10 protein-coding genes are annotated in these 13271 nt (G+C 48.7%); 7 read left to right on the top strand and 3 right to left on the bottom strand.

Annotation, left to right across the window (positions count from 1 at the left end; genetic code table 11):
• Nucleotides 1-2 precede the first annotated feature (2 nt).
• Both KFF03_RS00605 and KFF03_RS00600 read right to left on the bottom strand, forming a co-directional pair.
• Nucleotides 3-1721: a lipopolysaccharide assembly protein LapB gene (locus tag KFF03_RS00605; RefSeq protein ID WP_255858354.1), complete on the bottom strand. Its 1719-nt coding sequence runs from the start codon at nt 1719-1721 to the stop codon at nt 3-5.
• A gap of 3 nt (nt 1722-1724) precedes the next feature.
• On the bottom strand, nt 1725-2300 hold the full coding sequence (locus KFF03_RS00600) for an AraC family transcriptional regulator (RefSeq protein ID WP_255858353.1): 576 nt from the start codon (nt 2298-2300) through the stop codon (nt 1725-1727).
• Between the two features lie 477 nt (nt 2301-2777).
• Here KFF03_RS00600 and KFF03_RS00595 point away from each other — a divergent pair, with 477 nt between their 5' ends.
• The 4 genes from KFF03_RS00595 to KFF03_RS00580 are packed head-to-tail and all read left to right on the top strand — an operon-like array spanning nt 2778 to nt 5722.
• Nucleotides 2778-3566, top strand: a complete 789-nt coding sequence (locus KFF03_RS00595; protein WP_255858352.1) for an outer membrane beta-barrel protein — start codon at nt 2778-2780, stop codon at nt 3564-3566.
• Nucleotides 3536-4189: an outer membrane beta-barrel domain-containing protein gene (locus tag KFF03_RS00590; RefSeq protein ID WP_255858351.1), complete on the top strand. Its 654-nt coding sequence runs from the start codon at nt 3536-3538 to the stop codon at nt 4187-4189. Before KFF03_RS00595 ends, KFF03_RS00590 begins: the two co-directional genes overlap by 31 nt.
• Nucleotides 4190-4212: 23 nt before the next feature.
• Entirely contained in the window at nt 4213-4992 is a 780-nt protein-coding gene (locus KFF03_RS00585) for a fibro-slime domain-containing protein (protein ID WP_255858350.1), read from the top strand.
• A 13-nt stretch (nt 4993-5005) separates the two neighbouring features.
• Complete coding sequence (locus KFF03_RS00580; RefSeq protein ID WP_255860802.1) at nt 5006-5722, top strand: fibro-slime domain-containing protein; 717 nt, start codon at nt 5006-5008, stop codon at nt 5720-5722.
• Nucleotides 5723-5728: 6 nt separating this feature from the next.
• Here KFF03_RS00580 and waaA read toward each other — a convergent pair whose 3' ends face one another.
• Nucleotides 5729-6994, bottom strand: a complete 1266-nt coding sequence (gene waaA, locus KFF03_RS00575; RefSeq protein WP_255858349.1) for a lipid IV(A) 3-deoxy-D-manno-octulosonic acid transferase — start codon at nt 6992-6994, stop codon at nt 5729-5731.
• Nucleotides 6995-7105: 111 nt separating this feature from the next.
• On the opposite strand from waaA, the gene hldE reads away from it, so the two are divergent.
• From hldE to KFF03_RS00560, 3 genes are all read left to right on the top strand, one after another.
• Nucleotides 7106-8542, top strand: coding sequence for a bifunctional D-glycero-beta-D-manno-heptose-7-phosphate kinase/D-glycero-beta-D-manno-heptose 1-phosphate adenylyltransferase HldE (gene hldE / locus KFF03_RS00570; RefSeq protein WP_255860800.1), 1437 nt, complete (start codon nt 7106-7108; stop codon nt 8540-8542).
• Between the two features lie 225 nt (nt 8543-8767).
• Complete coding sequence (gene rfaD, locus KFF03_RS00565; RefSeq protein WP_255858348.1) at nt 8768-9724, top strand: ADP-glyceromanno-heptose 6-epimerase; 957 nt, start codon at nt 8768-8770, stop codon at nt 9722-9724.
• Between the two features lie 218 nt (nt 9725-9942).
• The gene (locus tag KFF03_RS00560; protein WP_255858347.1) at nt 9943-13227 is read left to right on the top strand and encodes an EAL domain-containing protein; all 3285 of its coding nucleotides are present in this window, start codon (nt 9943-9945) and stop codon (nt 13225-13227) included.
• The last annotated feature ends 44 nt before the right edge of the window (nt 13228-13271 follow it).

Here is a 13271-nt window from a genome sequence, read left to right as displayed (position 1 = left end):
GATTAATTCACCTCAGTTGGAGCGGCCTGAGACTGCTCCAGATTGAGTAAAGTACGGTCGTACAAACGCGCTTTACCTAAGCGAGCCTGTGCCCAGTAATACTTCATTCGTTCTTCGTGTTTATCCAATTCAGCATTCACAACCCGGCGCATCACATGCTCCAGCTTGTTAATTAACTGATCCACCTGAGCAGATTTCACATCGATTTCCCGATGCAGCTGCGCCATACAGGCTAATTGTTGTTCGGACTCGCGATAGGGTTTTTCGATCCGGCGAACTTTTTTCAGCATTTTTTCCATCTGATCAAAATCATCACGTACCTGCTCCAACAAGGGTTCAAAGCGCTGTTGTTCCTCGACACTCAAAGCCACGCTATGCAGTTCAATTTCGCTGACTTTGATCTCCATATCGTCTTTTTTCTGCTGGTGTTCCGTCACAAATTCATTCAGAGTTTCACTGCTCCAACCTTGCTGGCGATGGCGAATAATTAATTGATGTTCATCTGCCTGGCGACGCCAATAATCCAGGTTGTACTGCAAGGTGTATAAATCGCGCAGTTCTTTAATCACGATGTGAAACGGGTTACTGGACATTAACTCGATTAAAAACGGCGTCAGCTTGTTGTAGTCGAGACTGGGCTCACTGCCATACCAATCGGTTTCATCCATCATGGCTTCCAGGTTACGGACAAACTCTTGTGGAATTCGCTGACCTGCAATCACACGACGAGCACTGGCAATGGATTCCATACCGGAAGCGAAAGATTTTTCAGCCAACAAATAATGTTTTAATGCTGTTCGATGCGCACCCTGCTGCTCGTATAAATGCGCCAATAACACTTTGGCTTCCTGCACTTCCGCAATACTGATAGAGCGCTGATTCAACGCTTTTAAGGCTGGAATCGCCTGGGCGTATTGCTCCATTTTAATAGCGGTCCAGCCATAACTCAGGAGTGCACGATTACTATACAGCCCGGTTGTACGTACATGCTGTAAGTGACCCCAGGCTGCCAACAAATCATCCTGCTCGACCTCAACATGTGCCAGTGCTTGTTTGGCTCGGTCAGCAAGCACGGCAAACTCTTCCTGCGGATGCGTTTTCGCGTATTCAACAACACGCTGGAAATTAACCTGGCTGTCCGCCCCTCGATTACTCGCCAGCTGCGAAGCTGCCAGGTTAAAAATCAGATACGGCTCATAAACACTGCCTTTGACGCTGGCTGCAATAGCCTTTTCTGCAATATCAAAGTGGTTATTACGAATATTGATCAAGGTTGCAAGGTAATTAAATTCGTTACGGATATCACTCGGGATATCACCCTTGATGCGTGACAATGCCGTCACCGCTTTATTCACTTCACCTTTCTGGTAATACAATTTACCAAGATAAAACCAGGCCTTATTGCGATCGGGCTCTGAGACCGTCTCTGACGCTTGCTCCTTTTCGGTCGTATTTTCTTTTAACAAGTCCAGGAAGATGGTCTCTGCCTGCTGTGGCAAGCCGTAAGAAAGGTTCATTCCTCCCTGTAACAAACGCGCTTCATTTTTCTGATGTTTCAGCTCATCTCTGGCTTTAGCGACTTCGTAACCAATTAATGAATCAAAATAATTCTGCTGATAAAAGTCATATAGGATGGTGCCAAATTTTAAATCCCGGACAACCTCACTACCCCAGCTAAGTGATGCCGTGAATAAACCGATTGCCAGCCATAACCCTCTCATCGGTTACCACTGCCTGATAACAAAAGTAGGTTCTTGTTTTTTGTGATCATCGACCACAGACAACTCGATAAACTGACTGCCTTTTTGTTTGGTAAAGCTCAGTTCGGAGGCACGTTTATATGGCCGGCCATTGGGGCCAATACCGGTAAAGAAAGCAGCTAAGGTATGCTCACCAAGATTGAGGTTAGTCAGATACAACCGCTGCACACCACCACGAGCCAGTGCACTTCGTTGTTTATCGCTGTAAATGTGGCTGACGACTTGTTTGTTATCGAGTTTTAACCGAACACTTTCCAGCTTAAAAAACTGACCAATATCCAGAGAGACAAATACCGACACTTGCGAACTGGAAGGAAACAACAACTCCTCTTCCATTAATCTGAGGTCTTTATTCAGGCCAACAATCTCGGTTTTCAGCTGCTGAATTTCAGCCGATAAACTTCTTACCGTATCCAGTGCCTGTTGTGCGCTCTGTTGTTGCTGGTCTGCGGCAAACTCAATGGTCTCTGCCCGGGCCATGAAACCGGCAATCAGCAGCAGACTACAAAGCAATGCTTTAGTCACGCTTGCGCTTGTCATTACGACAGCTCCTGAGTCATGGCAGCCACCTCTGCTTGTTCAATAACGTTTGTTTGAACATCTGTGTTGGTTGAATAAGGTTGGGGTTTTTAAAGACTGATTTCAGACTTATAACGCCAATGTGCCTGAGCGGCAGATTGCGAAGCATACGAATGTGCCGCCATGGCATTCAAACAACGACTTTTCTTTTTTAGAACAGGTGCACAAAAAACCTGAAAAAATATACAAAAAAGTGACTTACTTGGCGTTTTGAATGCGTTAGTGACATTTTTTTGTAAATCATTAAGCAGCTCACAGTTATCAAAAAAATAAACTGATAGCGTTGCCACTCGTAAAACTGATGCTGATTTTCACCGATTAAGATCAGCCACGATGGGCTCTGCAAGGTGGTATAACGTTTTGTCTTTTTTTCAACGGTTTTCGCCACAGCTGTTCGCCTTGCTTTTGTTACAGCCTTTGTTGTCAGTAAAAGGCGTCATGGCCAATGAGGCAGCAATTCCTTCATCTCAAACTGCACCCCAATCTCAAACCGATAGTAGCGATAACATCGTCACCCGATTGATTGCCTCTCAAACGGAAGCAGATCCGGATACGCCCAATGTTGAGTTGTCGGTTATCGATTCATTCATCGAATTACACAGTGGCCCGGGCCGCGGTTATCCCATCCTTAATACCATTGAGCAAGGTGAAACGGTCCATGTGTATAAACGTCGTGGCACCTGGTATCTGGTGTCGGACAAGCGGTTAAATCAGGGTTGGGTGCCACAGGATAAGCTGGCGCGCACGATTGCCTCGACGGGTTTGCCGGCCGCCCTGCCAGATGTCAATCATGGCGACTATCTGGCACAAAAAATCCGTATTGGTTTTTCAGCTGGAAAACAGGATGACGACGAAACGGCCAATATCATGCTGGGCTATCGCTTGCTTAGCTTTGCCAGCATTGAAGCTGAAGTGGGCCAGATTTTCACCGATCGCTCGGATGGTTACAGCTACGGCGCCAACCTGCTGATCGAGCCTATTCAGTCGTTATCGTTTACACCCTTTATCAGTTATGGCTTAGGCAAATCTGAATTTAAAGATAAAGCCACACAGAGTGTTGGCAGTGATTCCCGCAGCAGTGACTACCACTTCTGGGGTGCCGGTATTAACTATTATATTGGCCTTAATTTTGTTGTGCGTGGCGAATATCGCAAAGTGCATCTTTCCAGTAACAATGATTCAGCGAGTACTTCAGCATGGCGAATCGGTTTCAGCAGTTTCTTTTAGCTTCCTTATTCTTTTTGCCATCAGCTGCTATTGCGGATGCAGAAGATGGCGCTGTCGATATTAATCCGATCATTGTGGTTGAGCCGGACAATCAACAGCGTGAAGCGTATGAAGCACAAATTGATACGGAGTTCTTCGAGATCGGAGCTTATTACGGCATTTTATCGATTGAGGATTTCACCAGTAGTGATGTGATTGGTATTAAGACGGCTTTTCACGCAACTGAAGATTTTTTTCTGCAAGCCAACCTTGGGCAAGCCAAAGCAGGAACCTCATACGCCGAACAACAAACGGGCGGTTCGCGCTTATTAGAAGGTGATGACCGAAATTACACCTATTACAACCTGTTGCTTGGCTACAATATTTTCCCGGGTGAGACTTTTGTCACACAATCATTAGCATTTAACAGTGCATTCTATTTAGTGGCCGGTGCGGGTAATACTGAATTTGCCGGAGACAAACATTTCACCCTGACCTTTGGCAGTGGTTACCGGATTATTCTTAAAGATTGGCTGACCATTAATGTGGACTTTCGTGATCATACCTTTGAGTCACAGCTGCCAGCCAACAAAAAACGAAATCACAACCTGGAATTTACAACGGGCGTAACGGCCTTTTTCTGAATCAAATGCGGAGGCTTAAACAGATGATGAATTTCACACATTGTGTTCTGACTGCCGCATTAGCGGTCATAACAACTTCACTACTACAAGCAAGTGAAGAACAACCCGGGGATTATGACAAAGTCTGCACCTGTGTTCAGGAAGAAACCGGCTTGCGTCAGATTCCAGTGACCATTCGCGACTTTACCGCAGATCATCCGGACTTTGAAATTCCCTACAGTGAGTACTCCCAGGACATTCGTGATAGCAACATCATTGAAGAGCAGCTTGGGTTAGATGGTCGACCTGTTTACCGCGATCACCCAACGGGCACTGATACCACCCGTGGTAAAGAATATTTTGATCAATGGTATCGCGATGTACCGGGTGTGAATAAAACATTATTAAAAACATTAACCATGCGTCCCAGCAGTGACGACAGCCCGTATAAATACACCTACGAAAACTGGCGATTTTTTCCCATTGATGGCGAAGGCTTTGGCAGTTCAGCATACGACTTTGAAGGTAATTATCGTAACTTTCATTTTACGCTGGAGACACACCTGAAGTTTTTTTATGTTGAAGGCGGCACCTTCCGTTTTTTAGGTGATGACGACCTCTGGATTTTTATTAATGGAAAACTGGCAATCGAATTAGGTGGCTTGCATCCTGCGTTAGAGCGTGTTGTAAAACTGGATGATCTCGCGGATGAATTAGGTATTGAACCAGGTAATAGCTACTCGTTCGATTTATTCTTTGCCGAGCGTCATACCACCGCTTCCCGTTTTATTTTCGAAACCAGCTTCGAGCTTGAGTGTTTGTAAGCCTATGAAAAAGGTGTTGTCACTGTACCTTATCGGAATGTTATCACTGCCGTTAGCAGCCATTGCCGATGGCAATCAGCCCGGCGACTATGACGAAGTCTGTCAATGTGTTGACCCATATAATGGCGTACGTCAGATCCCGGTTTTAATCCGCGACTTTACTGCCGACCACCCGGATTTTGAGGGCGGAATTTTTGGCTGGGATTATGGCATCGTTAAAAAAGATCTCGGCCTGGATGGTTTGCCGGTATATGCCGGCAAAACATACACCACCAATGGCGAAGCGGCTTTTAATCAGTGGTACCGCAATGTACCCGGGGTGAACACTCCAATTTCAACCACGTTGGAAATGCACGAGGTCAGCCCCGGTTTTTATCGTTACAGTAATGCCGCTTTTTTCCCAATTGATGGCCAGGGTTTTGGCAATCAGGGCAATAGCCATAATTACCACTTCACTCTGGAAACCCATCTGAAGTTTTTTTACGTCGAAGGTGGCCATTTTAAATTCGATGGTGACGACGATTTATGGATTTTTATTAATGGCAAACTGGCCATTGACATTGGCGGTGTGCATGGCCGAACGGAACAAACCGTGTATCTGGATGATGTTGCTGATGAGTTGGGCATCAAACCCAACAATACCTATTCATTTGATTTGTTTTTTGCCGAGCGCCACACCGTTCATTCGTCGTTCCGGTTTGAAACCACTTTCGAGCTGCAGTGCCTGTAATTTTATTCAGGCACGTTTTAACATCTCCGCAGACAACAAGACCAAACGCTGCACGGCACCACGATTATTATTCACCACTCGCTGTCCGGTTTGACCCATCAGCTGACACAAGGCCGGATCATTCAGATACTGCAGAATATCCTGCGCCAGCTGTTCTGGCTCAACAACCGCCAACGCTTGTTCTGCAACTAAGGCATCCACTACCGCAGCAAAGTTAGTGTAATGAGGGCCGGTTAATGTCGCTTTACCCAATGCTGCCGGTTCAATCGGATTGTGCCCACCATGAGGAATCAGGCTGCCTCCCATCAACACCAGATCAGCGGCCGATAACAGCTGTAACATTTCGCCCATGCTGTCGGCCACATACACCTGGCAATCCGGATTAGCATTACCCTGTGAACGGCGCTGTACATTCAAACCTGCTTGTTTCGCTGCCTGAGTAACCGCATCAAAACGCTCTGGATGACGTGGAATTAACAGCAGCAACAAATCGTCATGACTTTCCCTTAAACGGGAATAAATGGCCAGCAACTGTTCGTCTTCTCCGGCATGGCTGGACGCCAGCGCCAGCACTTTACGCGACTCACCCCATTGTGCCCGCAATGCTTCACCAGCCCGTTCAATATCAATCGGTAAATCGACATCAAATTTCACACTGCCGGTTACTTCCAGTTTGTTTTCTGGCAGACCCAGCTCAATAAAACGCTGACCATCGGTGGCATTTTGTGCCGCTACCAGCGTCAGCCGCTGCAACATAGGAGTCGTTAAGGCTGAAAACTTGGCATAACCGCGGGCTGATTTTTCCGACATTCGAGCATTGGCTAACATCACCGGCACCTGGTGTTGTTCACAGGCCGCCATCAGGTTTGGCCATAGCTCAGTCTCCATTACCACTAACAACCCCGGCTGGATACGACGCAAAAACGGCTTCCAGAAAACAGGCAAGTCATACGGTAAAAACATATGGAAGACGCGCTCACCAAACAAACGCTTCACCTGTTCTGAGCCGGTGGGCGTGGTGGTGGTGACAATAATCGGAAGGTCCGGGTATTGCTGCTGCATGGCCTTGATATACGGAGCCGCAGCCAGCGTTTCACCAACCGATACCGCATGCACCCATAAACCATTCGCCGACGGACGATGCGGCAAACGACCAAAACGTTCTGCAATACGCTGGCGGTAACCCGGGTTCTGGCGACCACGCCACCAAAGCCGGGCAACAAATAACGGAAGCAGACAGGAATATAACAAGGTGTAAAAAAAGCGAGCCACGCAAAGCCTTACAGCAAAATCATCGGAAACGCTGAGTCTAGCATAATGGCCTCTCTAAACCTGCCTTGTGATACACTAAGCGGCTTTAAAATTATGTGTGTGAACTCAGTGATGGATGTAACCATTCCCGATTTTCATCAAGCCCGTGTTTTAGTGTTTGGTGATGTCATGCTGGACCGCTACTGGCAGGGTCCGACGTCGCGGATCTCTCCGGAAGCTCCGGTGCCCGTCGTTAAAATTCAGGATAATGAAAACCGTGCCGGTGGTGCTGGCAACGTAGGCCAGAATATTTCTACTCTGGGTGCAGGTGTGGATTTGCTTGGCATTATTGGTGATGACGACAACGGTGCCGCGCTGCAAAGCATGCTGAGTGATGCGCGCATCGACTGTGATTTTCTCAAACATCCACAACACCCAACCATCACCAAGCTGCGCATTATGAGCCGCCACCAGCAGTTGATTCGGCTGGACTTTGAAGAAGCTTTTGACGCCACCGATTTAACACAGCTGTATCAGTCGTTTGATCAGAAAGTGGCTGAATCAGGTGTGGTGATTTTGTCTGACTACGGTAAAGGCGCACTGAATAATCCCCAACGCTTAATCGACAGTGCCCGCCGTCATAACGTGCCGGTGTTAATCGACCCGAAAGGCACCGACTTCGAACGTTACCGTGGTGCCACGCTGATTACTCCAAACTTGAGTGAGTTTGAAGCGGTGGTTGGCCCAGCCAGCGACGATGAAACCTTAGTCGCCAAAGCGCGTACGTTAATAGACGACTTTGATCTGCAGGCCGTTCTGGTGACCCGCAGCGAAAAAGGTATGACCCTGGTTGAGCGTGACCAGGAACCCTTCCATCTGCCAACCAAAGCGCGCGAAGTGTATGACGTGACCGGCGCTGGCGACACCGTGATTTCGGTATTAGCTGCTGCATTAGCCGCCAAGCAGTCGCTGCAACAGGCCACCGCTTTAGCGAATACCGCTGCGGGTATTGTGGTGGGTAAACTGGGTACCGCCACGGTATCGACCGAAGAGCTGCGTCAGGAGATCCGTTCTGAGAGTCATCAGGGTGCCGGTATCTTCGACGAACAAAGCCTGCTGCTGTTAGTGGAAGAAGCCCGACAGCGCGGTGAAACGCTAGTGATGACTAACGGCTGCTTCGATATTATTCACCCCGGCCATGTGCAATATTTAAAAGAAGCCAAAGCCTTGGGTGATCGGTTATTAGTGGCGGTGAATTCCGACGAATCCGTCAGCCGCTTAAAAGGCCCAACCCGCCCGATTAATCCACTGGATCATCGCATGGCGGTACTGGCCGGATTAGAAAGTGTCGACTGGGTAGTACCTTTCGGCGAAGACACACCCGAGCGCCTGATTTGTAACGTACTGCCGGATATTCTGGTGAAAGGTGGCGATTACACAGTGGAAGAAATTGCCGGAGGCGCGTGTGTGCAAAAGAATGGCGGCGAAGTGATCATTCTCAGCTTTAAAGATAACTGCTCCACCACCGCCATTGTTAAACGTATTCAGGCGGAAGATTCACCTCTTTAATTCGCCGGTACACTTTAGAATATACATAGAAGCATAATGGTTAACTTGGCTCGGGGCGTGCGCTGTAGGGAACATCGCCCGAGCGTACAGGGACAAAACGCAGGAGCAGTTTTGCACAGCGAAGCTGCCCGAAGGGCAAAGTACAGGATGTACTTTGTGATGTATTTACAGCGTCCCTGTGCAAGTTATCCACTAGGCTTCGATCAGCTTTAACAGGATACGATTATGATTATTGTAACGGGCGGTGCCGGATTTATCGGCAGCAACATCGTCAAAACCCTGAACGAACAGGGTCGCAAAGACATCATCGTGGTTGATGATTTAAGCGACGGTAAAAAGTTCTACAACATCAGCGACTGTGATATCGCTGACTACCTGGATAAAGACGACTTTATTCAGCGCGTGCAATTAGACGACGGCATTCTCGATGACGTCGAGGTGATTTTCCATGAAGGCGCCTGTTCCTCCACCACCGAGTGGGATGGCAAGTTTATGATGGAAAATAACTACGAATATTCCAAAATTTTGCTGCACGCCTGCCTCGAGAAAAAAATTCAGTTCTTGTATGCCTCAAGTGCCTCAGTCTATGGCGGCAGCGATGTATTCAAAGAAGAGCGCTCTCACGAGAAACCACTGAACGTCTACGGCTACTCCAAGTGGCAGTTCGACCAATACGTGCGCTCCATTGAACACACATTTGAAAGCCAGGTCGTTGGTTTCCGTTATTTCAACGTCTATGGCCCACGTGAGCAACACAAAGGTTCGATGTCATCGGTGGCATTCCACTTTAACAATCAGATTCAGGACAACGGCATCTGCAAACTGTTTGGTGGCAGCGGCGGTTATGGTGATGGTGAACAGCGCCGTGACTTTGTATTTGTGGGTGATGTGGTGAAGGTGAACCTTTGGTTCTTCGCCAACCCGGACAAGAGCGGCATCTTCAACTTAGGCACCGGCAACTGCCAGAGCTTTAATGACGTCGCCGATGCTGTGATCAAATGGCATGGTAAAAAAGGCACTCAGGGCTCAAAAGAATACGTTCCTTTCCCAGATCATCTGAAAGGTGCCTACCAAAGCTTTACTGAAGCCGATATTCAGAAGCTGCGTGACGCTGGCTACAGCGAGCCGTTCGCCAATGTTGAACAAGGTGTGTTTGCCTATATGGACTGGCTAAACCGCTGATTCAACGGATTCTGACCCACAGATACCAGCAAAAAACCGGAGTTTGTCTCCGGTTTTTTCGTTAAATACGACCTGCATCAGTTGCCCCGGCACCATTCTTTTCTATGCTTAAAGGCAGCCTGAGCCATGTTGTCCACAGGAAGCGAATATTGCCGCAGCCCAATGTAGTTTCGAACTTGTTTTTGCACTTACGCCTTCACTGGTGGGTTCCGGCCCTGATGACGGTCGTGCTGATTCCTGTTTCGCAGTTTAATACTCTGTTGTTCCATACCCTGGTCGAGCTGTTTGCTTCCGGCACCGCGCTTATCTGTTTTATTGTTGCCTGGAACACCCATCAGCTCGCCAAGAACCAATACCTGCTGGTCTTAGGTTGCGGCTATCTGACGGTGGGTATTCTGGACCTGGCCCACGCGGCCACGTTCTCCGGCATGCCGTTTTCACCGGATAACGGCGGCAACATGGCGGTTCAGTTCTGGATCGTGTCACGCTTTGCTGAAGCCGGGTTGCTGATTATTGCGCCGTTGGCGTTGAGTCATTATTTCAAACCGCATGCCGTATTAGGCTCATCTTTACTGGTGCTGACCTTCGCCATCCTGCTGGTTATATCTGGGGTTTTGCCGGATATGTTTATTGCCGGAGCAGGGCTGACAGATACCAAGGTTCTTTCAGAGTATCTGATTATTTTATTGCTGATCATTGCCGGCTTTATCATTCATCAACATCGGCAACAGCTGGATAAACGGGTACTGCTGCTGACGTACACATCGATCAGCATGACCATTGTGGCTGAGTTAGCTTTCACTCTATATGCCAACTTCCACAGTTTCAGCATAGTGCTGGGGCATTTTCTGAAGCTGTTTTCATTCTGGGCAATTTATATTGCACTGGTGGAATCCAGCTTACGTGAACCCTTCCGCAACCTTGCTCGTGATGCCAATACCTACGACGCAATCCCTGACGAAACGTTATTGATTGATAACCATGGCATTATTCGTCAGAGCAATCAGGCCGCCCGGCGAGATTCCGGTCTGAATTCTCAACAACTGGTTGGCCGCCACTGCCACGAACTGCAGCATGACCCGATGACCAAAGCCGAACATTGCGTAGTGTGTCAGTCAATTCGCAGTGGCCAACCTCTCAACCATTTCCAGTTTTACGACAATCGCTGGTCACGCTGGTATGAAATCAGTTTGTCGCCCATTCGCCACGGTTCTGAATTTGCCGGTATGGTTCATGTGCGCCGCAACATCACTCAGGGCAAGCAGGCCGAGGCTCGCTCGGCGACGCTCAACCGCTTATATAACGTCCTTAGCCAGGCCAACAAGGTGGTTGCTCAGCCAGAATCGGTCGATCAGATTTTTCAGGATATTTGTCGTATCGCACAGCGTTATGGCGGTTTTAAGATGGCCTGGGTTGGCCTGATCGAGGGCCAACATATCATCCCACGTGCATCGGCCGGAGATGACCACGACTATTTGAAAAACATCGACATCCGCATTGATGATTCTGCCCAGGCACACGGCCCGGTGGGAACCGCCGCCCGGGAGAACCGGGTGACCTGCGTGAACAATACCCACAGCGATCCAACCTTTGCGCCCTGGCGTCAGGCCGCATTGCAACGGGGTTATCATTCGCTGGCCTCCGTACCAATTCGTCAACGTGGCAACGTCATTGGCATCTGTGCGTTTTATTCAGCACTCACCGAAGCCTTTGATACGGAAATGCTGAACCTGCTCGCCACCTTAGGCAGTGACATGGGAGCCGCACTGGAGCGCTTGCAGCAACAAAAGGATCAGGCCATCACCCAACAGATGTTGAACCAGCTCTCGATGGCAGTGGAGCAAAGTGATAATGCCATTGTGATTACCAACACCGACTTTCACGTCGAATACGTTAACCGCTCATTTATCGAAATGACGGGCTTTGAGCTGGCTGAAATCCAACAGGACAGCCCGATGGTGCTGTACAGCCAAATGGAAGACAAACAACCCATTTATGAACTGTCACGGGTTATTCGTGCAGGACGCCAGTGGGATGGTGAGCTGCAGATCAGCCGCAAAGACAACAGTACGTTCCGGGCTTCACAGTCTATCTCACCGCTGATGAATGATCAGGGTGAGATCATCAACTACGTTTCCACCTTTGAAGATATCACCAGTCTGCACCACGCTCAGCAGACCATCGAAAAACTGGCGTTTTTTGATCCACTGACCAACCTTCCCAACCGGCGCTTATTAGCCGATCGGCTGAAGCAGGCGATCGAAAGCTGCAAGCGTCAGCCCGATACGCTGGTCGCCGTCATGATGTTTGACCTCGATAACTTCAAAACGGTTAATGATTCGCTGGGCCATAATCTGGGCGATGAGTTATTACAGCGTGTTGCCGAGTTATTCAGCCAGAAAGTCCGCCAGGAAGATACCGTAGCGCGCCTGGGTGGTGACGAATTCACCATTGTGCTCAGCAACATGAAATCCATCGAAAAAGTGGCGGATATTGCCGCTTCTCTGATTAAAACACTGAAGCAACCGCTGGATGTGTCTGGCCATCAGGTGGTCATTGGCACCAGCATCGGCATCTCCATCTATCCCGGTGACACACAGCAACCGGAAGAGTTAATCCGCAACGCCGACATCGCCATGTACCACGCCAAAAGTGAGGGCAAAAATAACTTCCAGTTTTTCACCGCCAATATGAATGAAAAGGCACAACAACGGCTGGAGATGGAGAGTCGTCTGCGTTATGCCATCGAGCACAACCACTTCCAGCTGTATTACCAACCTCAGGTGAACTTATTAACCGGAAAGATCACGGGCATTGAAGCTCTGATCCGTTGGCAAGATCCGCAACGAGGCATGATTTCACCGCTGGAGTTTATTCCCCTGGCAGAAGACACCGGCATGATTGGCCCAATCGGAGACTGGGTGATTCAGACAGCCTGTACTGAGATCAAACAGCTACAGCAGCAAGGCTTCCCGAAAGTGAAAGTGGCGGTGAATGTTTCTGCCTACCAACTGCACCATGGCCATCAACTGACCCAGGTGATTGACCAGTCTTTGAAAGACAGCGGCCTGGCCGCTCAACACTTGTCGCTGGAAGTCACTGAAAGCATGCTGATTGACGGCATTAAAGAAGCCAGTCAGCTGCTCGATGAATTGCGGAAGCGTGATATCACCATTGCCATTGATGACTTTGGCACCGGTTATTCATCCCTCAGCTATCTGAAACAGCTGCCCATCGACGTACTGAAAATTGATAAGTCGTTTGTGCAGGATTTACAGGATGACGGCGGTAATGACGCGATAGTGAATGCCATCATCGCAATGGCCCACAAGCTCGACATTAAGGTATTGGCCGAAGGGGTGGAAACCATTCACCAGCAAACCACGCTGATTCAGCAAGGTTGTGACTTTGCGCAGGGATTCTTATATTGCCGGCCATTGCCTAAAGATGAATTGTTTGCCAAATGGCTGGAGCAACCCGAAGCTTCAGAGATCCCGCAATAATCGCCACAAAAAAACGCCGAGTCAGTTACCTGAGTCGGCGTTTT

Origin of the sequence: Bacterioplanoides sp. SCSIO 12839, assembly GCF_024397975.1 — a bacterium.
In the GTDB taxonomy this organism is placed as follows: Bacteria; Pseudomonadota; Gammaproteobacteria; order Pseudomonadales; family Oceanobacteraceae; genus Bacterioplanoides.
The sequence above is the reverse complement of the archived record's forward strand: the minus strand, read 5'-3'. Positions and strand labels throughout refer to the sequence as shown.